Raw genomic sequence first — 24491 nt, 5'->3', positions numbered from 1 at the left:
ATATACATGAGATTAGCCCGAGCGTGTGACGAGCAATTGTGCGGCACACAATTTGTGAGCTGTCTCACGGAAGTCCGTGATCTTGCGATCGCGCACTACCTCTCGGCGGTACAAATCCGTGCCGACTGTCACGCGACGGGGTTGCCTTCGATGACAGTTCTCGACGTCAGATTATTCCCCTCACGCGCCTGCGATGCATCCCAGAGTCCCGAGTAGTGACCACCGGCATACCGCAGAACATCGTGCGGGCCGTATTCAACGATACGTCCCCGGTCAACTACGACAACGAGGTCCGCTCGGGCAGCTGTCGCGAGGCGGTGAGCTACGACGACGGAAGTCCGTTTCCGGGTGACCGACCGACTTGCTTCGAGCACCATTCGTTCGGTCGCGGGATCGAGCGTCGCGGTCGCCTCGTCGAGGAGCAGAAGGTCCGGGTCGACGAGTTCGGCACGGGCCAATGCGATCAGTTGGCGTTGGCCCGCCGAGAGCCCCTGGCCGCGCTCGCCGACGGGATGATTCATGCCTCCACGCATGTCGGCTATCGAATTCAGTGCGCCGACGGAACGTGCCGCTTCCTCGATCTCCGCGTGCGACGCCGACGGCCTGCCGTACGCGATGTTGTCGGCGACCGTGCCGGTGAACAGATGGGCTTCTTGTGGGACCACGCCGAGGCGACGTCGGTACTGCGAGAGGTGGAAGTTCCGGATGTCGGTTCCGTCCACGTCGACCGATCCGGACGTCGGGTCGTAGAAGCGGGCGAGCAACTTCACGACCGTCGACTTCCCGGCACCGGTTCGGCCGACCAGAGCGACGGTCGTGCCCGGCGGGATTTGCAGATCGAAATCGGAGAGGGCGTCGACGTCCGCACCCGAGTACCGGAACCCGACCCCGTCGAGATGGACGGCGCCGTCGAGTCGTCCGGAGATCGCGATCAAATCCTCGCTGTCGGCAGTCTCGATCGAACTGCGAGTGCGCAGCAGGTCGCCGATTCGTTGCAATCCGACGTTTGCCTGTTGGTAACCATCGAACACTTGTGAGAGTTGCTGAATCGGTCCGAACAGCAGACCGAGGTAGAGCACGAAAGCGATCAGTACGCCGGGCGAAGTCGATCCGTTGGCGATCTGGTGCGCACCGACGAACACGACCGCGGCCAACGCGAGGTCGGACAGGAACGAAATGAAAGGGAAGTAGATCGAAATGGCTCGCTGCGACCGCATCCGCGATCGGCGGTAGCTCTCGGAGCGTTCTGCGAACCTACGCGCCGCACCTTCTTCGCGGCGGTAGGCCTGAGCCGCTCGCAGACCGGCGATGTTCTCCTGGAAGTCGGCATTGACGAGCGAGATCCGTTCGCGGGACTGGCTGTAGGCAACCGAGGAGATCTTGCGGAAGATCACGGTCGCAACCACGAGCGGTGGGATGACGGCCAGCGCCACCAGGCCGAGCGTCACGTCGGTCGCCAGGAGGGCGATCGAAATTCCGCCGACGGTCAGGACGCTCACGATCGCCGTCGACATACCGGTTTGGATGAACGACGAGAGCGCGTCGACGTCGGTGGTCATACGCGTCATGATGCGGCCGGACAATTCCCGTTCGTAGTAGTCCAGACCCAGGCGCTGCAGGTGTGCATAGCTGCGTACGCGGAGCCCGAACAACACGCGTTCGCCGGCCCGGGCGGTGAGCACCGTCATGACCGCGACGACGACCCAGTCCGCTGCGACCAGGAGCGCGCCGAATGCCGTCGCTATCCAGAGCGTGCTGCTGTCCGCGGTCACGACTCCGTGGTCGATCGCGTATCTGACGAGGGAGGGAAATGCGATCGCCGCTGCGGAGTCCAGGGCAAGGCACACGACAACCGCCAGTAGAACCCAGCGGACCGGCCTCAAGATCTGTCGTAGTGAGAACTGTGGATTCGATTCGCGCAGGCTCTCAGGAGCGATTCCGGGGTCTTCGCGTGCGGGTGAGAGAGCGTCGACTGCTGCCCGCAGAGACGGAGTCACCGCGATTCCGCTGAGCGCTCCGGCCATCGGTCCGCCCGCACCCTGCGTCGTAGCGGCTGTGCTGTCGGCTTCGGATTCCGGTGCCTGCGGCCACAACTGCTCGGTTGTCGGCTCGCTGCGGTCACGTCCGAAAGCATCGGAGTCGACGTCGTCGAGTTCGGCCGGTAGTTCCGGCGGCGAGGAGAACAGGGCGCGAAAGAGCGGACATCGCGCTTCCAGTTCGTCCACGGTTCCGGAGTCGATGATCCGTCCGCCGTCGAGAACCGCGACCCGATCTGCCAGCGTCAAGGTGGATCGCCGGTGCGCGAGGATCAGCGTGGTCTGGCGCCGTCTGGCCCGGAACGCGTCGAAGATCGCGGCTTCGGTAGCCGCATCGACTGCGGAGGTCGCGTCGTCGAGGACCAGGATCCGTGGGTCGACGAGCAGTGCCCTGGCAAGCGCGATGCGCTGACGCTGGCCGCCCGACAGCGTCAGACCTCGTTCACCGACAACGGTGTCGTATCCGTCCGGGAGTGCCTCGATGAAGGTGTCTGCCTGTGCCAATGCAGCTGCGGCGCGGATGTCCTCGTCGGAGGCGTCCTCGCGCCCCAGTGCGATGTTGGCGGCGATGGTGTCCGAGAACAGGAAAGGTTCGTCGAAGACCAGGCTGACGGCGGCACGAAGCTGTTCTGTGCGCAGTTCGCCGATGGGGAACGTCTCGCCCGCGGTATCGACGGTCACTACACCCGAAGTCGGGGCGTAGAACCGGGGGAGAAGCAAGGACAACGCGGTCTTGCCCGACGCGGCCGGCCCCACGACGGCGACGGTCTCGCCCGGTTCTATGCGGAGGTTCAGCCCGGTCAGGACGTCGCGTTCGGTGTCGAATCCGAATGCCACGTCGTCGAAGGTGACTCCGAGAGGACCGTCGGGCAGGTCCACCGGATGGTCTGGATCGGCGATGTCCGGCTGAGCGTTGATGACGTCGTAGACACGCTCGACAGCGGCGCGCGCAAGCTGCGCCATGACGATGACCGACGACAGAGTTCGGGTGACGCCGGTCATCGTCACGATGTAGGTGGCGAACGCGAGAAACGTTCCCACGGTGATCTTGTCGTGCAGTGCGAGATACCCGCCGAGGGCGATCACTCCCACCTGCCCCAGCTGGGGCAAGGCGGCCATGGTCGGCGCGAATTTCGCGTTCAACCACGCGGCGCGAAGACGCTCCGAATACAGCGTGCGGCTGCGCTTTTCGAGTTGGTCGACGGCTCGTTGTTCCTGCCCGAATCCCTTGACGACGCGCACGCCCGTGACGGTTTCCTCGACATGTTGGGCGAGGTCGGCGGCCCGCTGCTGCGCGGACCATGTTGCGGCGAAGAGCATCGGTCGCATCAGGAACACCACCAGCCCTACTGCGGGGATGACGGCGACAGCGACGAGAGTCAACAGCGGCGAGAGCCACGCCATGATGCCGATCGCGAGCACGAATTGCAGGAGCGCACCCGCGGACATCGGCACCATCGCGAGCAAACCCTGGACGAGTTGTAAATCGGTGATGGACCGGGATACCACCTGGCCTGTGCGGATCTGATCCTGCCCTCGTCCGTCGAGGCGTTGCAGCGAGCCGAGCAAGGCGAGCCGCAAGTCGTGTTGAACATCGAGCGAGAGTCGGCCGGCAAGCATCCGTCGGCCGTACTGGCACGCGAAGCGGACGACCGCGAGCAGCGCGATCGCCAGCGCGACGAACCCGATCACCTTGCCTGGGTTCTCCTGGCTTGCGGCGTCGAGCGCATAGCGGGTCAGAAGAGGAAACGAGATGTCGATCGCCGAAGCGATGACGGTCACCAGAAGCGCGCCGATGGCAACTCTTCGGTGCAACCAGCATGCGTGCGCCAAGCGGCGGATCCAGCCCGGAGCTCGATCGACCTCTCCAGCTACTGGACTGTCCGTGTTGATCGTGTTCATCGAGATCCACGGTAGACCCGGCCCCAGACAGCCTTTTCAGGTGATGTCGCGGGTCCTGGTCCGCAGCCAACCGAGCCCGCAGAACAGAACCACCCAAGCTGCCAGCATCATCGGGCCGCTCGGCCAGGACGCAAACGCGTCGACGTCGATCGACGGGGCCGCATTGATGATCGTGCCGATCGTGGCCGACACCGGAAGCGCGGCCCCGACCCCGCCGAGATCCATCGCGAGCAGCACTGCGCGGACGATCCATTCACCGAAGACGAACCACAGGATGACCGAGAGGGCACCGGCCATCGACGAACCGGTGAGCAGTGCCACCCCGGCGCCGAGCAGTGCCCACAGAGCGCACGCCAGAATGCCTGCGGCGCAGATGGCGAAGAGATCGGTGGTGAAGCTGAAGTCCCGGCCGAAGAGCAACATCGCGCCGATGCTGACTACTTCGACCGCCAACGCGTAGCCGACGGCGAATACCGCGACGACGGCAAGTTTTGCGCCGAGAACTCCGTCACGGCCCCGAGCTGTGAGGAACGTCGTGGTGAGAGTTTTGTAGCCGAATTCGGATCCGGCGGTGAGTGCTCCGAAGACAGCCGCGAACACCAGGACAAGAGTGTTGGAGACACCGAGGCTGACGCCGGTGGACACGACATCGACGTCGAAGGTGGTGTCTGCCGAATCGGCCACGGCTTCGACGAACGTCCTGGTGGAGGCAGCAATCAGCACGGCCACGACGACCGGTGCGATGGCCAGTGCCCACCAGTAGCGCAGGGTGAGAACTTTGAGTGTCTCCGCGCGCACGAGCGTGGTCATCGGTGTCCTCCGGAAGGTCCGTATGCGGCAGGGCCGTAATAGCCCGGTCCGGAACCGGGACCGGGTGGGCGGTGGTATCCGACCTGGGGAACCGCGTACTGCGGTGTTGTCATCGCGAGGAACAGTTGCTCGAGATCTGCGCCTTCGGTTGCGACGCCGAAGATCGTGACACCGGCGGCGGATGCCACCGGTGGGAGCACCGACGTGTCGGTGCCGCCCACGGCGAGCCGTCCGTCCTGCGTGATCTGGGCGTCGATGATTCCGCGAGCGGCCAATGCCGTGGCGAGGAGCGCTGGGTTGGAACACGAGACGAGCAGTCGACTGCGCTGCGAGCGGCGAAGTTCGTCCATGGTCCCTTGGTAGACGAGTGAGCCGGCGCTGACGATGACCACGCTGTCGACGGTCGCTTCCACTTCACGAAGCGCGTGACTCGAGATCAGAACCGTTCGGCCGGAACCGGCGAAGGTCTGCAGGAACTGACGAAGCCACGCCATGCCCTCGGGGTCGAGACCGTTCGCGGGTTCGTCGAGCACGAGGATCTCGGGATCACCGAGCATCGCGGTGGCAAGGATCAGGCGTTGGCGCATCCCGAGCGAGAAGGTGCCGGTCTTGTGGACTCCGACCGATCTCAGACCGACCATGTCCAGCACCTGCGCCGCGCGCTGAGTCGGCATGCCGATAGCGGCCGCGTAGATCTCGAGGTGTCCGAGCGCCGTTCGTTTCGGATGGAGACTGCCGACGTCGAGTACTGCGCCGACGGTCCGGGCCGGGTTGGGCAGCAAACGCATCGGGGTGCCGTTGATCGTGGCCGATCCCGACGTCGGTGACACCAGTCCGAGGAGCATCCGCAACGTGGTCGTCTTGCCCGAACCGTTCGGGCCGAGAAACCCGGTGATCGAGCCCGCCTGAACGTCGAAGCTCAGGTCGTTGACCGCGCGCGCCGCCTTGAACGTCTTCGTCAACCCACGAATCTCGATGGGGGCAGAGAAGGATCCCATTGCGGTGTTCGTCAATGCTGCTCCCGGGTCGGCGGCGAATACGTGATGCGAGCCTACGGCCCGGACGGCTATCTGCGGATGGCCCGGCGTGTCTCCGTCTGGGGAAGCACTGCGGCATCGTCGGCAGGCATCACGATCAGGTGGTCGGTCCACCTGGCCGGTGCCGGTCCGAAGGCTTCGCGCGCATTCTTGACGACGCCCTTGCCGATTGCACGGTTGCCCGCACCGCCGATGACCGCACCGATTCCGGCGGGAACGAGCTTGCCGAGGATCAGTGCGCTGCGCTTGGCGGCGTACTTGGTCACGAATTTCCGCACGAGGGTGCTGTTCATTCCCCTCATCGTGGGTCCGGGAATCTTGCTCGTGATTGCCGTTCCCCAGTTCTTGGCTGTGATTCCGGTGGCCTTCTGCACGATCTCCATACCGGATTCGCCGAGGGCGACTGCCAGGACCAGGGCACGTCGTTGCTGGTGATCCTGTACGGAGATTCCATGCACTGACGCAATTGCCAACGTCAGCAGCGCTGACGCCTCGAGGAAGAAAGCCGATTCCGCACCGACGGCAGCGATGGACGCGACCGTTCCGACGCCCGGCACGGCGGCGGTGGCGCCGACGGCACTGCCGCTTCCGGTCACGGCGAGAATGAACATCTTCTCCATCCGCTCGACGATCTGAGCAGGTGACTCGTCGGGGTGGGCCTTACGGACATGGTTGACGTATTTGGCCACTGCGGGCGCTTGCAGGCGGCTTCCGTTGTCGAGAACGGAAACGAGGACCTTCTCGATACGCCCGCTGTCGTTGTTCGTCGACTTGCTCATTGCTGCCCCTCCACAGTTGTCCTCCTCTGAAGCGAGGTGGACCGTATCTCGAGAATAGGTGAAGTTTTCGCTGGCGGCGGTGATCACCGGGGCCATAGGCTCGTACGAGACTCGGTTTTCTTCGTGAGTTTTCCCAGGCAGGAGTTCGAGTGTTATGACCGCCACTTCGGAATCTCGTTCGACGACCATCTGGCCGACGCTGCGCTACCTCGACGCCCGTGCGGCAATCCACTTTCTGGTGAGCACCTTCGGTTTCGTGGAGAAGGCCGTCTACGGAGAGGGAGACGTGGTGGACCACGCCCAACTCGACTGGCCGGGCGGTGGCGGCATCATGTTGGGTTCGCCGCGCACCGATTCTGCGATCGCCGGCCTGCCGCCTGGAATCGGTTCGGTGTACATCGTCGTGGACGACGCGGACGCCGCCGATGCACTCCACGAACGCGCTGTCGCGGCGGGCGCCACGATCACGCAGGGATTGCGCGACGAGGACTACGGTTCGCGGGGGTTCACCTGCCGTGATCCCGAAGGTGTGTACTGGAGTTTCGGCACGTACGCAGGGGAGTAGCCCCCCGCGACCTACCTGGTGGCCCAGTGCTCTGCCGGAACCACTTCCGACGGGATGGGCGGATGAGGTGGTGTGCCGTCCCCGAACGGTCGGCCACCCAACTGTTCGCGTCCGTGCGGTTCGAGCCAGTGCGTTAATTCCGGTCCCTTGGGCACGATTCCGGAGGGATTGATCTCGGAATGCACGATGTAGTAGTGCGCTTTGATCTGTGTGAAGTCGATGGTGTCACCGAATCCGGGGGTTTGGAACAGATCGCGCGCGTAGTCCCACAGCACCGGCATCTCGCTGAGTTTGCTTCTGTTGCACTTGAAGTGGCCGTGATAGACGGGATCGAACCGCGCCAGCGTGGTGAACAGGCGCACATCGGCTTCGGTGATGGTGTCGCCCACCAGGAAACGTTGCCGGGCAAGACGTTCGGTGAGCCAGTCGAGGCGAGCGAACAGCGTGTCGTATGCCTCGTCGTACGCCTGCTGTGAACCGGCGAAACCGCAGCGGTAGACGCCGTTGTTGACGTCGCGAAAAACGTACTCGGCCACTTCGTCGATTTCGTTTCGCAGAGGCTCCGGGTACAGATCCGGTGCGCCTTCGCGGTGGTACTTCTTCCATTGCGTCGAGAAGTCGAGGGTGATCTGTGGGTAGTCGTTCGTGATCACCTTGCCCGTGGCGATCTCCACCATGGCGGGCACCGTGATTCCCCTGGGGTAGTGGGGATCTCGGGCGAAGTATGCGTCCTGCAGTCGCGGGATCTTCAGTACGGGATCGACGCCGCCCGGGTCGAGATCGAAAGTCCAGCTTCGCTTGTCGTGAACCGGACCGCAGATGCCCATCGACAGTACGTCTTCGAGGCCGAGTAGGCGGCGGACGATGACGGCGCGGTTTGCCCACGGGCAGGCACGTGCCACGATCAACCGGTATCGCCCGGGTTCGACGGGGTACCCGTCGCGGCCGCCCTCGGTGATCCGGGTCGGGATGTAGTTGGTGTCGCGTTTGAATTCACGACCCTCTTCGACGAATGTCGGTTCGCTCGCGCCGTCTTCCGTACTCATCCGCGGTCCCTCTCGTTCGAGTGTCAACTGGGCAGGTGCACGTGTACCCGAGCGTATGCCCCCAGAACGTCGAATTTGGCTTTACGTGGAAGCGTCGCTCCGATCGCACTGCCGCGACTTGTGCGTAGCTGCGGGATCAATCCGGAATCGAGAGCGTCCTCCGCAGCGAGAAGCGTTACTGCGCAGCCGATTCCGTGACGGCGATGCGCTGGAGCAGTCAGGGTCGTGAGATCTGCCACGAATCCCTGAAATTCGGAGTATGCCGCGCATCCGAGCACCTCGGCGGAATCGGTGAGGGCGGTGAACCACCGCGTCCGGTTCCCGAGGTCGGCTGTGGTGCTGTCGTCGGGTGGGCACAGCGCAGCGACGGCGAGGGCATCGTCGATGTCGTGGGAAATCAGTAGTTGCTCGTCGGGTGGCGCGTCCGTGTAGTCGCCGAGGAAAGCGAGATCGACGGGGCCGGTGATTCGGCCGCCGTGATCGCCGGCGATCTCGAGCAGACGCGCCGGTTGCAGCAGGGCGTCGACGGAGATGTCCTCGGTGCGCTCGATGAACCACTGCGGCCCGACGATTGCACCTGAGCCTGCCAGATCGAGAACGTGGATGTCGTCGCCGACGACGCGGGCCGTGTGTGCCGGCCGAAGTGCCGAGTCGCCGAGGCCCAGTTCACGTGCCCAAGCGAGTCGGATGATGTCGAGGTGATGTTCGTCCACTCGCTACAGGCTAGTCCGATTCGAACGGGTTGATCGAGATGGACAGAGGTCGTATATTCCAGGTGGACTATTTCAGGTGGAATAGTCAAGAAATAGTCAATTGCGGCTTGTCAGGGAGGGGGACTCATGGGTGACGTGTCACTGACGCCTCTGGGAATCACCGTTCTGGGCCTGCTGTCCGAGCGTTCGATGCATCCGTACGAGATGTATCAACTGGCCTCGGTTCGCCGGGGCGATCAGTTGGTGAAGATCAAGCCGGGATCGCTCTATCACACGGTTTCCCGGTTGGAGAAGCAGGAACTTCTGGCTTCGATCGGGACCGATCGTGAGGGCAACCGGCCCGAACGGACGACGTACGAGATCACCGCCCGGGGCCGCGAGGCCCTCGAGCATCAACTACGTGAGATGTTGGCGGTTCCGGTGCGGGAGTATCCGCGGTTGCCGCTCGCGCTCGCCGAAATGCACAACCTCTCCGCGTCCACCGCGTGTCAGATGCTTCGAATTCGTCTCGCGCACCTCGACAAGACGATCGCGAAATTCGAGGCCGACTACGAAGCGCTGAAGGCGGCGGAAAAACCACGAATCTTCACGGTGGGCGCGGACTACGCCCACGCACTGACCGTCGCCGAAAGAGAGTGGATCGGCGCGTTGGTGACAGACATCGAGAGCGGCGAAATGCCCTGGCTCTCACAAGAACTTCTCGACCGGCTGGCCGGCTCCGCAGGCTCGTCCGCACTACCTAAGGACTGAAGATGGAAAAGCAGGTCAATCCCTGGCACGCGCTGTGGGCGCTGTGTATCGGGTTCTTCATGATTCTGGTGGACAGCACCATCGTCGCTGTCGCCAACCCTGCGATCATGGAGGACCTCGGCACCGACATCAACAAGGTCGTCTGGGTCACCAGCGCGTACCTGCTGGCGTACGCGGTGCCGCTGCTCGTCACCGGCCGGCTCGGTGACAGGTTCGGACCGAAGAACCTGTACATGATCGGCCTCGTACTGTTCACCGGCGCTTCACTGTGGTGCGGTCTGTCCGGCAGCGTCGAGATGCTCATCGTGGCAAGGGCTTTCCAGGGTCTGGGCGCCGCAATGATGACGCCTCAGACGATGGCCGTCATCACACGCACGTTCGCGCCGAACAAGCGTGGCGCCGCAATGGGCCTGTGGGGCGCGGTTGCCGGTGTTGCGACGCTGGTCGGTCCGCTTGCCGGTGGTGTGTTGGTCGACAATCTCGGCTGGGAATGGATCTTCATCGTCAACGTCCCGGTCGGTGTCATCGCCTTCCTCCTCGCCTGGAAGCTTGTTCCGTCGTTGCCGACCAGCGAGCACAAGTTCGACATCCCCGGCGTGATTCTCAGCGCCGCAGGCATGTTCCTGCTCGTGTTCGGAATCCAGGAAGGCAGTTCGTACGACTGGAACGGATTCGTCTGGAGCCTGATCGGCGCCGGTGTGGTGTTGCTCGCGGTGTTCGTGTTCTACCAGTCGCGCAACAAGAACGAGCCCTTGCTCCCACTCGAACTCTTCAAGGACCGCAACTTCTCGCTCGCCAACGTCGCCATCACCGCGATGGGCTTCGCGATCACGTCGATGGTCCTTCCGCTGATGTTCTACACCCAGGCAGTTCGCGGACTCTCCCCGACGCAGTCGGCGCTCCTCCTCGTTCCGATGGCCGTGCTGACCGGCATTTTTGCGCCGATCATCGGCAAGCTCGTCGACAAGACGCATCCGCGCTACATCGCGGGCACCGGCTTCCTGCTGTTCGCGATCGCCCTGGGCTGGCTCGCACTGGTGATGTCTCCCGACGTCGCGATCTGGGAACTGCTCCTGCCGATCGGCCTGATCGGCTTCGCCAACGCATGCATCTGGTCACCGCTCGCGGCCACCGCCACACACAACCTGCCTCCGATGCAGGCCGGCGCCGGCGCCGGCGTCTACAACACCACCCGGCAGGTGGGTGCGGTTCTCGGCAGTGCCGCGATCGGAGCACTGATCACCGCACGATTGGCGGCACAGGGTCTGACCGGCGGCAGTTCCGAAGCCGGAGTGGGTCACCTACCCGAGTTCGTCCGTGAACCGTTCAGTACGGCGATGTCGGAGTCGATCTGGCTGCCCGCAGGCGTGCTGCTCATCGGCTTCGTCGCTTCGGTGTGCTTCGCTCGGCCTCTGCGCGGCGACGCACACGACGACGCGATGGCCGTCAGTGCCGAAGCGCGTCGGGAAACATCACTGCACGATTGAGATAGTCGCTCGGGTCCAGGGCTCGCTTGATCGCCCACATCGTGGCTATGTCCTCCGCAGAGAGGGCCAGGTCCAGATAGTTGCGTTTGAGCGAGCCCACCCCGTGCTCGGAACTGACGTTTCCGCCGTGATCGCGAACCAGTTCGAGGACGCTGCGGTACACGGTGTCGGCGTTCGGGCAGTTCAGGACGTTGAGGTGGATATTTCCCTCGGCGACATGTCCGAAGAGGATCGGAATTGCCTCGGGGGCACGACTCGCGATCACCGCCGCGGCGTCCTCGGCGAAGGTGGCAAGCGAGTCCAGCGGCAGCGCCGCGTCGAATTTCAGTGGGGGACCGAACAATCCGACCACCTCGGCGAAGCATTCGCGCGCCGCCCACAAACGCGCCGAGCCGGGATCGTCGACCGCCACGGCCGGGGTCTGCGGTGGGTCGATGCGTTCGAGCAGCTCGGCCAGGTCTTCCAGCGGATCGTGGGCCGCGGACACCTCGGCGAGCAGGTACCACGGTCGCCCCGTCGGCACCGCGGCGTTCAAATGGTGGGCGGCCAGTTCGAGACCGCGCCCGTCCACCAACTCCAGTGCGTCGACGCCGTCGAGAGTGCGCAACACTCGCCCCGCCTCGACGACGTCTTGCAGTCGGTCGAAACCGGTCAGCGATGTGACGCGGTGAGTCGGTATCTTCCGTAATTTCAGGTCGACGGAAGTGACCACCCCAAGAGTTCCCTCGCTGCCCACCCACAGTGCGGGCAGGTTGTATCCGGAATTGTCGGACAACACTTTCGGTGACCGGCGCACCGTGGTCCCGTCGGGGAGTACCACCTCGAGTCCGAGCACCTGTTCGGCCATGTTCCCGTATCGAACCGTGTGCAGGCCACCGGCATTGGTGGAGACCATGCCGCCGATCGTCGCCGTATCCCGTGAAGCTATGTCCACGCCGAATTTCAGGCTGGCGGCAGCGGCCGCCGAATGTACCTGCGCGAGTGCCACTCCCGCACCGACGGTGATCCGACCGGCGGCAACATCGACTTCGCCGATGGCCTGGAGGCGTTCGGTGGAGAGCAGGACGTCGTCGTGCTCGGGCACCGTCCCGGCGACCAGACCGGTTCGCCCGCCCTGAACGGTGACCGGTACGCCGCGCGAGCGGCACACGTTCAGCACTGCCGAGACTTCGGCGGTATTTCCGGGTCGGACCAGAGCGCTGGCGCGCCCGCTGTAGCGCCCTGTCTGGTCGGTGGAACGGGTCGCCAACACGTCGGCGTCGTCGACGACGAACCGATGTCCCACAACGTCCGCGAGTGCATTTCTCAGACCGTCCACCCGACGATCGTAGGCCGGTTCGATGTGGCAGTGTGGCGGCATGACTGCTCCCGAATCGCATCCCACCCGTCTCGAGCGCTTCACCACCGATGGTGGTGCCGAGGTGGCTGTCCTGACGTTCGCGCACGGACCACTCAATCTGTTCGATCAGGCCATGTTCGACGCCGTCATCGCCGATGTTGCAGCGCTGACCGAAAACCCACCGCGCGCTGTGCTTCTGCGCGCCGAGGGCAAGGTCAACTCGGCCGGCGTCGACGTCCATGTGTTCGACGGACTGAACCCGGAGCAGGGAGCGGAATTGTGGCGCGAACTGTTCGCCCAGATCTGCCATCCGCTCGAGGCGTTGCCGTGCCCGGTCATCTACGCGGCGCACGGGCTGACGCTGACTGCTGCCTTCGAGATCTCCTTGGCCTGCGACATCATCCTCGCGGCGCCGAAGGCGAAGTTCGGACTGGTCGAGACAGTGGTCGGTCTGACGCCGTCCATGGGTGGACCGCAGCGTTTGGCCGAGCGCGCCGGTTCTGGACGGGCTCGGGAGTTGGTCATGACCGGCGATCTCTACGACGCCGCAACTCTGCACTCGTGGGGCGTCGTCAATGCCGTTCACGACGATGTCGATGCTGCGGCGCGTGCCCTGGCGGCCCGGTTGGCGGACGGGCCCACGCGAGCCCACGACGCCACCAAGCAGATCGTGGCGGCCTGGCGTTCCGGCGGGATCGCCCACGCGGATTCGGTGACTCCCGGGGTGTCCGGTGCGCTGTTCGCCACCGATGACCTACGCGGCGCTGTCCGCAGTTTCCTCGAGGTCGGACCGGGCAAAGCGGTCTACTCCGGAAAGTAAGTTTGCGACGATTATCGCCAGAGACCTCCACGAACTGTGATCCACGTCATATAGTCGAATGGCCGGTGGGTTGTCAGTGACGTGGAGGTATCGATGCGGTCGACGCTTGTGGAATACCCGTGTTCGACTCAGCTCCTCGCCGACGCCCGTGTCACCCGTGCGGGTGACGGGGTGCTTCGGTACAGCCAACTCGACCCGTCGCTGTCCGAACTCCTCGATATCGCCGTTCATCGATTCTCCTCACGCATCGCGGTGGAGGAGGTCGACGGCGAACAGGTCACCTTCGCGGAGTTGTGGGCCGAGGCGTCGCGGGTCGCAGGCGGGCTGAAGTCGCGAGGCGTCGAGATCGGGGACCGTGTGGCCATTCGCGTCGCCGCCGGGGTGAGGTGGATGGAGGCGTGCCTCGGCGTCATTCTCGCCGGCGGTGTTCCAGTCTCCGTGGGTGTTCATCTGAGCGACGACGCGGCGGACTTCGTCATCGCGGACAGTGGCTCGGTGTTGGTGCTCGACGGGGAACTCCCACACGGTGTTCCGTTCATCGACGACGGTGCCGCCCCGGAGGAGATGGCGATCCTCGCGTACACCGCCGATTCTTCGGGCGAAATGCTGGGCGTCGAGTTGAGCAACGAGAACGTGCTCTCCGCCATCGTCGGCATTCTGCACTCGCGCGATTACGGCGTCGAAGGTGTGCGAAATCTGTTGGTGGACAATGACTTCAAGTCGGTGCGGCAGTTCGTGCACGTGCTCGCGACGTTGGTGGTCGGTGGAACGGTGGTCCTCGCCGGCGACTTCTGGCGTGAGAGTGTGCATACCGTCGACATCGTGACCGGGCGGCCCGAGGACCTGCTCGAGCCACGGTTGCTCACCCTTGGACCGGCGGCGCGTGCCGGTTCGAGGTCGGTTCAGTGGATCGATTGCAGCGGGTCGCCGATCACGGCCGAACAGGAATCCAAGCTGCTGACCCTGTTCCCGGCCGCTCGGCATGTGATCGGGTGGGGCAAAACCGAGACCTGTGGGGCTGGTCTCATTCTGCCAACCGAGTCGGCACCCACCCACCTCGGAAGCGTCGGAATCGCTTTCGGTGGAATGGAAGTGGCGTTGTACGGCCCGGATGCTCCAGGTGGTTTCGGTGAGTTGCTGTGCCGTGGACCGAGTGTCACGCGTCGGTATTGGAACTCGCCGCAAGCGACCTCGACGAGGTTCACCCAGGGGTGGTTCTGCACTCACGACACCGCGCAGATCGACCCCGATGGCTTCGTCCGTATTGTCGAACGCAACGTCGCGTAGTCACGCGAGCGTGGTCGACAAACGAGAGGGACATCATGGCGGACGAGGTTCTCACCGAGCGGCGCGGGCGGACACTGATCATCACCATCAACCGGCCCGAGGCGCGTAACGCCATCAACTCGGCGGTCAGTCACGCATTGGCCGCTGCGGTCGAAGAGCTCGATGCGGACGACGATCTGTCCTTGGCGGTGCTGACAGGAGCCGGCGGAAACTTCTGTGCCGGTATGGATCTGAAGGCATTCGTGGCCGGCGAGAACGTACTCGTGCCGGGACGCGGTCTCGGATTCACGGAAGGGCCGCCGCGTAAGCCGATCATTTCGGCGGTCGAGGGCTTCGCGTTGGCAGGCGGCACGGAACTCGTGCTTGCCACCGACCTGGTGGTCGCGTCGTCCGAAGCGAAGTTCGGTATCCCGGAGGTCAAGCGAGGGCTGGTCGCAGGTGGAGGCGGATTGTTGCGCCTGCCCAAGCGGATTCCGTACCAGAAGGCATTGGAACTGGCCCTGACCGGTGACAGTTTCACAGCCGAGGAGGCCTACCGCTACGGCTTCGTGAACACGTTGACCGAGCCAGGTAAGGCGCTCGAAGGCGCGCTGGAGCTGGCTGAGCGCATCACCCGCAACGGACCGCTCGCGGTTGCGGTCACCAAGGAGATCATCGTCAAGGCCGGCGGTTGGTCCGACGACGAAGCTTTCGCGAAGCAGTTGCAGGTCATGGCGCCGGTGTTCGCGTCCGAAGATGCACGCGAGGGCGCGACGGCGTTCGCCGAGAAGCGCGCCCCGGTCTGGAAGGGGCGGTAACACCGACATGGCTACACCTGTCGCAGAGCTGCACATGCACATCGAGGGTTCTCTGGAACCCGAACAGATTTACCGACTTGCCGAGCGCAATCGAATGGACTTGCCGTACAAGGATATCGACGATCTGAAGTCGAGGTACGAGTTCACCGATCTGCAGTCGTTCCTCGATCTCTACTTCGCCAACATGGCCGTCCTGCGCACCGCGGAGGATTTTGCCGACCTGACGCGAGCGTACTTCCGCCGCGCGGCTGCCGCCGGCGTCGCGCATGCCGAGTTCTTCTTCAATCCACAGGCGCACGTGGTCCGTGGTGTTCCGCTGACCGAGGTCCTGGACGGGATCATGGATGCGGTGGCATCGAGTGAGCGCGAGTTCGGGCTCAGCAGCGCGGCAATCGCCGCCATCCTCCGAGATCAGCCCGTCAAAGACGCCGAGGAGATCTTCTCCGAGATAATTCGCCTGCAGGCTCCGATCGTCGGGCTCGGACTCGACTCCGCGGAGGTCGGCAACCCGCCGTCACTGTTCGAGGACGTGTTCGCCCGCGCGCGTGCCGAGGGTTTGCACGTTGTGGCTCACGCCGGTGAAGAGGGACCGCCCGAGTACATCTGGCAGGCGCTCGACATTCTCGGCGCCGAGCGGATCGACCACGGAGTCCGGGCACTCGAGGATCCTGCCCTGATCGAGCGTCTGGTCGACGAGGAGATTCCACTGACGGTCTGCCCGTTGTCGAACGTTCGTCTGCGGGTGTTCGATTCGCTGTCGGATCATCCGCTTCGATCGATGCTCGAGATGGGTTTGATCGTCACGGTCAACTCCGACGACCCGGCCTACTTCGGGGGATATGTCGACGACAATTTCACCGAACTGGGCCGAGCCCTGGGTCTGACGGAGGCCGAGCGAGACACCCTCGCCCGGAACTCGATCAAGGCCTCGTTTGCGAGCGATGCGCGAAAAGCGGAACTACTGCGGTACTGACCGTCAGTCGCCGAGTACCTGACGCAAGTATTCGTTGTCGAACACACGATTCGCGTCGTACTTGTCTCGAACGGCGACAAAGTCGTCTAGTCGGTCGTACGTAGGACGCAGGTCGTCGACGGTCCGGTTGTGCATTTTTCCCCAATGCGGCCGGCCGTCGACGGCGCGCGCGATTGCCTCCACTGCGGCGAAGTATTCGGTTTCGGGGCGTCGGTGGTACTGGTGTACGGCGATGTATGCGGTGTCGCGTCCGTGAGCAGTGGAGAGCCAGAGGTCGTCGGCGGCAGCAAAACGTACTTCGACGGGGAATGCGACGTTAGTTCCGGACTTCTTCATCCAGCGGTCGATTTCGTGGAGTGTCTCGGTGACGTGTTCGCGGGGGATCGCGTATTCCATCTCCTTGAACTTCACCCGGCGCGAAGACGCGAATACTCGGTAGCTGCGATCGGTGAACTCCCGGGCGCCGAGCAATCGAGACGACACGTTGTTGATTCTCGGGATCGCGGCCGGCGCCAGGGTGGCAACGCGGTTGACGCCTTCGAAGAGTGTGTTCGAGAGGAGTTCGTCGTCGACGAACGCGCGGACCTTGCCCACTGGATCGGGTTCGGTATCTCCGGGCAGTCGCGTATTGCTCTTCGTCAGGACACGGTCGGTGTGCGGAAACCAGTAGAACTCGAAGTGGTCCAAGCCCAGACGATCGCTCTCGAGGGTGTCCAGTATGTGAGACAGCGTGTCGGGTTCCTCGATTGCGCGAAGTGTGAATCGCGGGACGCAGGCGAGAGTGATCTTCGAAATGATGCCGATTGCGCCCAATCCGAGGCGGCCTGCTTCGAACAATTCGACGTTTTCGTCGGCGCTTGCGGTAACGACGGATCCGTCGGCGAGAACGATCTCGATTCCGCGAATCTGCGTGGCGATACCGCCGAATCGTGCGCCGGTGCCGTGTGTGCCGGTGGACGTCGCGCCGGCCAGTGACTGGACGTCGATGTCACCGAGATTGGCCATCGCATATCCGCGTTGCCACAAGGCGTCGTTGAGAGCATGAAGGCGAGTGCCTGCAAAAACAGTGACCAGCGCACCGTCGTCGGTCGGTGTGATCGAGTCGATTCCGCTCAAGTTGTCCAGGCTGACGAGGACACCGTCAGTGACCGCGACACCGGTGAACGAGTGGCCGGCGCCGACGGCCTTCACACGTTGGCCACGCCAGGCGGCCTCGGCGACCAACGACGAAAGTTCACGGGTATTTGTCGGCGTCGCAAAGCGACGCGGCGCGGCGCTTTGAGTGCCCGCCCAGTTCTGCCAAGTGTCCGAAGCCATTACGCAATAATGTACTTGGACGGTCGTCCAGGCAAGTATTGCGCGAAGATTTTGTCATTTGCGTTCTACGATCATTGGATGCTGAACAGGCTCCCGGCGGACGAACGCCGCACACAATTGGTCGAGTCCGCCTTGTCTATTGCGGAACAGCGCGGTGTCAGTTCTGTGACGGTAAGGGCGGTGGCAGAGGAGGCCGGGGTATCGCTCGGCGTCGTTCATTACTGCTTCGAGAGCAAGGAAGCGCTGATCGCGGCAATGGGTGAAACGCTCATTCTGCAGCTCAGTGCGTCGATGCAGTATGCGTTCGCGCAGGTCCGCCATGCGCCGGATCTCAGTGGCGTGCAGGGGCTCAGGGAATTGCTGCACATCGGCCTGACCGGAATGTGGCCGACCATCGAGGCAACCCCGGATCGCCAGTTGTTGACCTACGAAATTACTGCGCAGGCACTGCGTAGTCGCAATCTCGGAGCCGAACGTGCTGGGGCGGTTGCATTTGAGCAGTACCGAATCATGGATGAGCTCGCGGTGTCGTTTCTCGAAGAGTGCGCCAAGATATCGGGCACGGTGTGGACGGAGCCGTTGAGTTCGATTGCGCGACTGAGTCTTGCGATGATCGACGGCCTTGTTCTGCGATGGCTGGTCGATCGTGACTCCGACGCGACTATTGCCGAGTTCGGAGAAATGGTTCAGGTAATCGCCAACAAAGCCGTGGTCGCGCCTCAGTAGAACCGCCATCCTGGACATACGTCCAGGATTGGTGATTGACTGGTCGCACGCCGCGACGATTGGATCATCTGTGACCAGGACCCTTGATCGACTCACTGCTGCCACGCGAGAACTCGACCCGCCTCTGGCTGCTCTGGATCTGACCACACTGCGCAGTAATGCAGCCGACCTGGTGCGCCGCGCCGGTGGAACCCCGGTGCGAGTGGCGAGCAAATCGGTTCGTTGTCGGACGGTTCTGGCTGAAACTCTCGGCGACACACTGACCGCGTCCGGCGGATTCCGCGGAATCATGGCGTACTCACTGCGCGAGGCTCTGTGGCTGGTCGGGCTCGGCGCACGGGACATCCTGATGGGGTACCCGACCGCCGATCGTGGCGCCATCGCGGATCTCGCTGCCGACGACACCGCTCTCGCATCGATCACCTTGATGGTCGACGACGATGCGCAGTTGGACCTCATTCGTTCGGCGTCGACGGGGGATGCGCCTGTCCGCGTGTGTCTCGACGTCGACGCGTCACTGCGGATCGGCCCGATCCATCTGGGCGTACGACGCTCGCCGCTGCGCGAACCTGCCGCGGTCGCCGCACTCGCGGCGCGTGCTCGTCAGCGCGGATTCTCCGTCGTCGGAGTGATGTTCTACGAAGCCCAGATCGCCGGCCTCCCGGACACCAGCGCTCCGATCGGTTGGGTCAAGAAGGCCTCTGCCCGCGAACTGGCGTCCAGAAGGGGCGCTGTGGTCGCGGCCGTCACCGATGCCGTGGGTGCACTCGAGATCGTCAACAGCGGCGGTACGGGGTCGCTGGAGGTCAGTTCGGCCGATCCTGTGGTGACCGAGGTAACAGCAGGCTCCGGACTGTACGTACCGACCCTGTTCGACCGCTACCGCGCCTTCCGTCCCGATCCGGCGCTGTTCTTCGCACTGTCGGCCGTGCGCAAGCCGACGCCGTCCGTCACGACCCTGTTCGGCGGCGGATACATCGCGTCGGGACCTGCCGGAGCCACCCGCGTTCCGTCACCGGTCTGGCCCGCTGGTCTCAAACTGCTCCGCAACGAAGGTGCCGGCGAAGTCCAGACGCCGGTCACCGGGAAGGAAGCCGGAAACATCGCGATCGGCGACCGCGTATGGTTCCGTCACGCCAAGGCCGGCGAGCTGTGCGAGCGCTTCGACCGCGTGTATGTGGTCGAAGCCGACGGCACCCGAACCTCGGTTCCCACCTACCGCGGCGAAGGGCAGTGTTTCGGGTAGGACAGGCTTTGGGTGTGAAAATATTTGGCTAGCTCGTCAACCTCATGAACGCGCCCAGCTCCACCAATCCTGCGGGCGTGCTCGGCATGTACTGCGTCAACGCGTGTGATCGGACGATGATCGCGCACCACTTGCCGCGTGAGACAGCAACATTGAGACGGTTTCGCGACAGCAGGAACGACATCCCTCGCGGGACGTCCTCGACGGCAGATGCGGCCATCGACACGATTGCCACCGCGGCCTCGCGGCCCTGGAACTTGTCGACGGTCCCGACCTCGACCTCCGTGAGACCGGCTTCGGTGAGATCGCGCTCAACGGTACCGACCTGGGCGTTGTATGCCGCGACCACGAGGATGTCCGCCTGCTCCAGGGGCCGGGTTCCCTCGAACTCGCTCGGGTCGGTCCATGGCGTACCGAGAAGGCCCTGGATCTGGCGAACGATTTCGTGGGACTCTTCCGGGGAGTACGTGGAATTGCCGCGGTGATCGACGAACACCGTGTGCACTCCGGCAGCGAGTCCGTCGAGTTTTCTTGCCGCACTCACGGTTTCCTGGGAATGCAGCTTGCCCTCGTACGACAATGCGGACACGGGCGCACACAGATCCGGGTGCATCCGCCAAGTCTTCTCGAGGAAGTAGCCGAGTTCGGGTGGCAGTGCGCCGTGTCCCTCGGCGAGCCAACCGAGCGCCGATTCGTCGACAGGTTCGGGGTGAGTACCTTGGCTCACCTGCGGCAACTGCTGCGGATCGCCCAGCAGCAACAGGTTTCGCGCGGAAATCGCGACGGCAATGGTGTTGGCGAGCGCGAACTGGCCCGCCTCGTCGACCACGAGCAGGTCCAAGCTGCCCGCCGGAACACGATCGGTGTTCGCGAAGTCCCACGCAGTGCCGCCGATGACGCAGCCGACGCCTTCGGCCTCGGCGATGAATCTCGCATATTCTTCGGATGCGATGTCCTGCCATTCTGCGGTCTTGCTGCGGCTGCCCTTCTTCGCGACCAGTGCAGGGTCCACGCCGGCCTTGAGAATGCCGCCAAGCATGTTCTCGACCACCGAATGTGATTGTGCCACCACGCCGATTCGCCAATGGTGTTGTTCGATCAGTGTCTTGACGACACGAGCGCCCGTGTAGGTTTTGCCGGTACCGGGAGGACCTTGCACCGCCACGTAGGAATCGTCGAGGTCGAGAAGTGCGGCGGTGATGGCGTCGGCGTAGTTGTTGTCGGTGCCGACAGGTGGCAGCGGTGAACCCGAGAGGGTTCTCGGGGTGCTGCGCCTGAGAATGTCGACTGCCGCGATGTGTGGCAGTTCGGGCAGGCTCTCGCTGGCGTCGGACGCGGCAGCGGCGATGGACTTCTCCATGCGTCCGGTGGGAATCGGACGACCAGGTGCCAACGCGACCGGGGAATCGATGTATTCGTCACCGCCGAGCAGTTCTTCGACGGTGACCACGTCGAGTCCTTCGGACTTGACCACGGCCGTGACCTTGACGCTGCTGGTGCCGCGTTGGGTGGGGTTCTCGCTTGCAACGGCATCGGGGGAGGGGGTTGCGTAGAGAGCGAACAGATCACTGCCCGGGCTCAAAGACGTTCCGGTGCCGAAACTTCCGGTCAGCTGAATGTGTCGACGGAACTTCTTCTGACGTGGAGTGCTCTTGTGCCAGTCCGCCTCGATTTCGGACTGTTCGACCACCATGACGTCGCGGATGTCCACCAGGTCTTCGATCGGTGTGACCAATCGGTCGAAGTGGGCCCACCAGTACGGCTTCCGCTCACGATTGTGGTACCCCACCGCAGCAGCCAGTAGAGCAGCTGCCTGCTGATCGGGGGTACGCGCCGAACCTGCCTTGTGTCCTGCGAATTCGCGGAGCGCGATCTCCGATTCGGTGAGCTCCTCGAGTGGAATCTTGATCTGCCCGGTCGGCTCACGAAGTTCGACGCCGTGTTCTGCGGCGCGCTCGGCAAGCCAATCGCGCAGGCGCAGAGTGGATTCGCAGTCGTACTCGTTGTAGTCGGAGATGCCCTGAAGAAGTTCCCTGGCCTGGTCGGCTTGTCCGCCGTCGCGCAATTCGCAGTAGTCGGCATAAGCGACAACCGAAGCGGCGGCATTGGTCACGTCGCCGTCGCGGCCGTGCTCACCCATGTAGAGCGGCTCGAGTTTCTTGATGCTGTACGAGCGTTGTCCGATCCGCAGGCACGCGCGGACGATCGGGTACAGGTCGACGAGCACGTTCTCGCTGAGCAGGGTGTCCACGGTCTGCTCGCCGACACCGTGACGTGCGGCCAAGCGCAACAGCGCCGATTTCTCGTACGCGGCGTAGTGGTAGATGTGCATGCCTGGATGAGCTTCTCGACGCGCGGTGACGTAATCGAGGAAGTCGAGGAGCGCCTGGCGCTCACCCTCGCGATCGTGTGCCCAGAACGGCTTGAACACGTAGTCGTCCGCAGGCCCTTCGACCACACCGAACAGATACTCCAACCCCCAATCGGTGGACCCGTCCTCGGCCCAGAGCGGATCGCCCTCGAAGTCGAAGAAGATGTCGCCGTCGTCGGGGATGGGGAGTCCGCCGAGCGCCGAGGGTTCGTAGACCTCGAATTCGGCGTCGCCGGACAGTTCCTGGCGTAGTTGAACCGCGGCCTGTGCACGGAGTTTGTCGAGTGTTTCCCGGCGGATGCCCTCGATTGGGCCGGTGCTCGCGGCGAGTTCGTCGATTGTCGTGATCCCCGAGACGATCAGCTGTTCACGCTGATTGCCGCGGACGCCCGCAACCAGCAGCAGGTCTCGATGGCTTTCGACCTCGACGCTGCAGGTGTCGCATCGACCACAACGCAGGTACCGATCGTCGAGCCACTGTGTCGGTTTCCCCTCGGCGCGGTGCTCGTCGAGGACTCGTTCGAGTTCAGCTCTACGTGCCGCGAATACCGGCGCGATGTCTCCGATGTCGTGCGACGACGTGCTGCCGTCGCCTAGCAGTAGATGAACTTGATCGGAGGCGGCAATTGCATTGCGCTCCAACGCATCCGCGTATGCGGCGAGTTGTAGAAGTGCCGACACCTTGGCGTGCCGGGAGAGCTTGCTGTCGTAGACCGCGTAGGTGTCGCCTTCGCGGACGAGGAAATCGCAGAACCCGAGGAATCGGCCGTCGAAAAAGGTTCCCTGATAAATGACTGGCGCGCCCGATCGTGCTGCCTCGACGGTGGCCAACGTGGCAGCGGTCATGCCTGCGCGTGAGTGTTCCGGTCGCGGCATGACGACGACGCCGTCTCCGTGGTGATCGATGAACTTCTGAAGCTGTTCGCGCTCGTGCGAGTCGCCGAGGCTCGACGTCCGTTCGAGCATCGGATCCGCCTCGGCGGCCTCGGCCGCGATCAGACCGGTTCGGGCGTCGAGTTGCCGCAGCAGTGCGAACTCGCACGAGGCCGCAGCCGAGAGGTCGCTGGCGCTGTAGACGATCTGATCATCGAGTAGGAACACAGGGCGATTGTGCCATCGCTCACCGACAAGGCAACCCACCAGTAATCGCTCACGAGCCGCGGATATCGGTAGCGGCGTGCAGAATGACGATCATGCCTTTCTTCGACGGACGAACCGGTCAGGTGCACTTTCGGCATTGGCCGGCGGCAGGGGGTGCGGTGCCCACGGTGTCACTGGTCTTTCTGCACGGTCTCGGCCAGCACAGCGGCCAGTATCACCGCTTCGCGGGCGCAATGACGGCGTCGGGGATCGACGTGTGGGCGATCGATCACACCGGGCACGGTTTGTCGGAGGGTGATCCGGGAGTCGGGGCTCCGCTCTCCGATCTTGCTGCCGATGCAGCCGCGCTGGCTGACATCGCCTTGGCGGAACTGCCCGAAGTTCCGCAGGCGGTGATGGGTCATTCGTTAGGTGCCGTGACGGCGCTGACGATGCTGGCTCATCGCGATCACGATTTTGCCTCCGCAGTGCTGTGCGGCATCCCGCGCAGTGCGGTCGAGCAACACGGGTGGGCGGAACTCTCCGACGCGGGCATCCCAGTCCTGGTCGTTCACGGTACCGACGACCGGATCGCCCCGGTCGATCCCGTCCGGGACTGGGCGCGGACGCTGCGCAACGTCGAGATGCGCGAGTTCGAGGACGCCGGTCACGACCTGCTGCACGAGAAGGTTCACGCCAGTGTCACCAACGTCAGCCGTGAATTCCTTCTCGCGCATTCCAGGTAGTCCTCTCAGGAGAGCGCGCCGAGCACCTCTTTCGACGTGACGGGGTGCGAGAACATCGGGTAGTCGTAGGTGATCGCGTTCTCGTGTTCGGCGACCGAAGTGCCTGCCACGCAATCGGTGAGTGTGATGACCCGGTAACCGTTCTCGTATCCGGTGCGCATGGTCGATTCGACGCAGCAGTTGGTCAGGAAACCGCCGAGAAGGATCGTGCGAATTCCTTTGCTGCGCAGAATGAAATCGAGGTTGGTGCTGGCAAAAGTGTCGAGTCCACGCTTGCCCTCGATGACGATGTCGCCGTCTTTCGGAGTGAGGTCGTCGACGATAGCGGCGCCCCACGAACCCTTCACGAAGGCCTTTCCGTCGACGACGCCCTTGAGGATTCCGTACGGATGCGAGGTGATTTCGTTGTACCCCTCGGCGAAGGTGATCGGTGCGTGCATCACGGTGACACCCGCCGCCCGGGCCGCATCGACCAGCGCGGCGGTGTTCGCGAGGAGTCCGTTCGATTCCATGACTGGTGCGACGGCCTCGTGGAGGACACCGCCCTCGGTGGTGAAGTCGTTCTGATACTCGATGAGCACGACGGCGGTGGTCGCGGGATCCAATTCGAGCTTGTCGGTCATGGTCGACACCTTCTCTGTTGTGGTCCGGGTCACGAATCTCC

The 24491-nt window shown here is 63.7% G+C and carries 20 protein-coding genes; 10 read left to right on the top strand and 10 right to left on the bottom strand.

Annotation, left to right across the window (positions count from 1 at the left end; all coding sequences use genetic code 11):
* Window positions 1-128: 128 nt before the first annotated feature.
* The 4 genes from ACBG85_RS19570 to ACBG85_RS19555 form a co-directional block, all read right to left on the bottom strand.
* Window positions 129-3938 carry an ABC transporter ATP-binding protein gene (locus tag ACBG85_RS19570; RefSeq protein ID WP_372024450.1) on the bottom strand — a complete coding sequence of 1270 codons (3810 nt, stop codon included), beginning with the start codon at window positions 3936-3938 and terminating at the stop codon, window positions 129-131.
* A 36-nt stretch (window positions 3939-3974) separates the two neighbouring features.
* Window positions 3975-4748, bottom strand: coding sequence for an ABC transporter permease (locus tag ACBG85_RS19565; RefSeq protein WP_007736136.1), 774 nt, complete (start codon window positions 4746-4748; stop codon window positions 3975-3977).
* Window positions 4745-5746, bottom strand: coding sequence for an ABC transporter ATP-binding protein (locus ACBG85_RS19560; protein WP_007736138.1), 1002 nt, complete (start codon window positions 5744-5746; stop codon window positions 4745-4747). Before ACBG85_RS19560 ends, ACBG85_RS19565 begins: the two co-directional genes overlap by 4 nt.
* A 68-nt stretch (window positions 5747-5814) precedes the next feature.
* Complete coding sequence (locus ACBG85_RS19555) at window positions 5815-6564, bottom strand: hypothetical protein (RefSeq protein ID WP_003945111.1); 750 nt, start codon at window positions 6562-6564, stop codon at window positions 5815-5817.
* A 154-nt stretch (window positions 6565-6718) separates the two neighbouring features.
* On the opposite strand from ACBG85_RS19555, the gene ACBG85_RS19550 reads away from it, so the two are divergent.
* Complete coding sequence (locus tag ACBG85_RS19550; RefSeq protein WP_003945129.1) at window positions 6719-7129, top strand: VOC family protein; 411 nt, start codon at window positions 6719-6721, stop codon at window positions 7127-7129.
* Window positions 7130-7140: 11 nt separating this feature from the next.
* On the opposite strand, the gene ACBG85_RS19545 is transcribed toward ACBG85_RS19550, so the two are convergent.
* Together ACBG85_RS19545 and ACBG85_RS19540 are read right to left on the bottom strand one after the other, a co-directional pair.
* A complete protein-coding gene (locus tag ACBG85_RS19545) occupies window positions 7141-8175 on the bottom strand; it encodes a glutathione S-transferase family protein (RefSeq protein WP_372024445.1) in 1035 nt (344 codons plus the stop codon).
* A 23-nt stretch (window positions 8176-8198) separates the two neighbouring features.
* On the bottom strand, window positions 8199-8888 hold the full coding sequence (locus tag ACBG85_RS19540) for a hypothetical protein (protein WP_007736143.1): 690 nt from the start codon (window positions 8886-8888) through the stop codon (window positions 8199-8201).
* Window positions 8889-9014: 126 nt separating this feature from the next.
* Between ACBG85_RS19540 and ACBG85_RS19535 the strand changes: the two genes are divergently transcribed.
* Together ACBG85_RS19535 and ACBG85_RS19530 are read left to right on the top strand one after the other, a co-directional pair.
* Window positions 9015-9638 (top strand): PadR family transcriptional regulator, encoded by a 624-nt coding sequence (locus ACBG85_RS19535; protein ID WP_007736146.1) that lies wholly within the window; start codon window positions 9015-9017, stop codon window positions 9636-9638.
* A 2-nt stretch (window positions 9639-9640) separates the two neighbouring features.
* Window positions 9641-11125 carry a DHA2 family efflux MFS transporter permease subunit gene (locus tag ACBG85_RS19530; protein WP_003945132.1) on the top strand — a complete coding sequence of 495 codons (1485 nt, stop codon included), beginning with the start codon at window positions 9641-9643 and terminating at the stop codon, window positions 11123-11125.
* Here the strand turns inward: ACBG85_RS19530 and ACBG85_RS19525 are convergent.
* Entirely contained in the window at window positions 11085-12485 is a 1401-nt protein-coding gene (locus ACBG85_RS19525; RefSeq protein WP_372024442.1) for an FAD-binding oxidoreductase, read from the bottom strand. The two genes, ACBG85_RS19530 and ACBG85_RS19525, sit on opposite strands and share 41 nt — an antisense overlap.
* Here ACBG85_RS19525 and ACBG85_RS19520 point away from each other — a divergent pair.
* The 4 genes from ACBG85_RS19520 to ACBG85_RS19505 all read left to right on the top strand — a co-directional run bounded on the left by ACBG85_RS19520 (window position 12484) and on the right by ACBG85_RS19505 (window position 16341).
* On the top strand, window positions 12484-13284 hold the full coding sequence (locus ACBG85_RS19520) for an enoyl-CoA hydratase/isomerase family protein (RefSeq protein WP_007736151.1): 801 nt from the start codon (window positions 12484-12486) through the stop codon (window positions 13282-13284). The two genes, ACBG85_RS19525 and ACBG85_RS19520, sit on opposite strands and share 2 nt — an antisense overlap.
* A 93-nt stretch (window positions 13285-13377) precedes the next feature.
* Window positions 13378-14571, top strand: a complete 1194-nt coding sequence (locus ACBG85_RS19515; RefSeq protein ID WP_030536925.1) for a class I adenylate-forming enzyme family protein — start codon at window positions 13378-13380, stop codon at window positions 14569-14571.
* 35 nt (window positions 14572-14606) lie between these two features.
* Window positions 14607-15368: a crotonase/enoyl-CoA hydratase family protein gene (locus ACBG85_RS19510; RefSeq protein WP_058037437.1), complete on the top strand. Its 762-nt coding sequence runs from the start codon at window positions 14607-14609 to the stop codon at window positions 15366-15368.
* Window positions 15369-15375: 7 nt separating this feature from the next.
* Window positions 15376-16341: an adenosine deaminase gene (locus ACBG85_RS19505; RefSeq protein WP_311093730.1), complete on the top strand. Its 966-nt coding sequence runs from the start codon at window positions 15376-15378 to the stop codon at window positions 16339-16341.
* A 3-nt stretch (window positions 16342-16344) separates the two neighbouring features.
* Here ACBG85_RS19505 and ACBG85_RS19500 read toward each other — a convergent pair whose 3' ends face one another.
* Complete coding sequence (locus ACBG85_RS19500) at window positions 16345-17658, bottom strand: D-arabinono-1,4-lactone oxidase (protein ID WP_341513608.1); 1314 nt, start codon at window positions 17656-17658, stop codon at window positions 16345-16347.
* A 78-nt stretch (window positions 17659-17736) separates the two neighbouring features.
* Here ACBG85_RS19500 and ACBG85_RS19495 point away from each other — a divergent pair, with 78 nt between their 5' ends.
* Window positions 17737-18384, top strand: coding sequence for a TetR/AcrR family transcriptional regulator (locus tag ACBG85_RS19495; RefSeq protein WP_020908434.1), 648 nt, complete (start codon window positions 17737-17739; stop codon window positions 18382-18384).
* A 70-nt stretch (window positions 18385-18454) separates the two neighbouring features.
* Window positions 18455-19630: an amino acid deaminase/aldolase gene (locus ACBG85_RS19490; RefSeq protein ID WP_003945107.1), complete on the top strand. Its 1176-nt coding sequence runs from the start codon at window positions 18455-18457 to the stop codon at window positions 19628-19630.
* Between the two features lie 28 nt (window positions 19631-19658).
* Here ACBG85_RS19490 and ACBG85_RS19485 read toward each other — a convergent pair whose 3' ends face one another.
* Entirely contained in the window at window positions 19659-23102 is a 3444-nt protein-coding gene (locus ACBG85_RS19485; protein WP_341513607.1) for a TM0106 family RecB-like putative nuclease, read from the bottom strand.
* Between the two features lie 83 nt (window positions 23103-23185).
* On the opposite strand from ACBG85_RS19485, the gene ACBG85_RS19480 reads away from it, so the two are divergent.
* A complete protein-coding gene (locus tag ACBG85_RS19480) occupies window positions 23186-23827 on the top strand; it encodes an alpha/beta hydrolase (protein WP_003945142.1) in 642 nt (213 codons plus the stop codon).
* Window positions 23828-23832: 5 nt separating this feature from the next.
* Here ACBG85_RS19480 and ACBG85_RS19475 read toward each other — a convergent pair whose 3' ends face one another.
* Window positions 23833-24450: a cysteine hydrolase family protein gene (locus ACBG85_RS19475; protein WP_030536921.1), complete on the bottom strand. Its 618-nt coding sequence runs from the start codon at window positions 24448-24450 to the stop codon at window positions 23833-23835.
* Window positions 24451-24491: the final 41 nt, after the last annotated feature.

The sequence above is a fragment of the Rhodococcus sp. NyZ502 genome (genome assembly GCF_041464245.1).
Lineage (GTDB): Bacteria > Actinomycetota > Actinomycetes > Mycobacteriales > Mycobacteriaceae > Rhodococcus_F > Rhodococcus_F qingshengii.
Note: the sequence above shows the minus strand (reverse complement) of the source record. Positions and strands in the feature narration are given on the sequence as shown.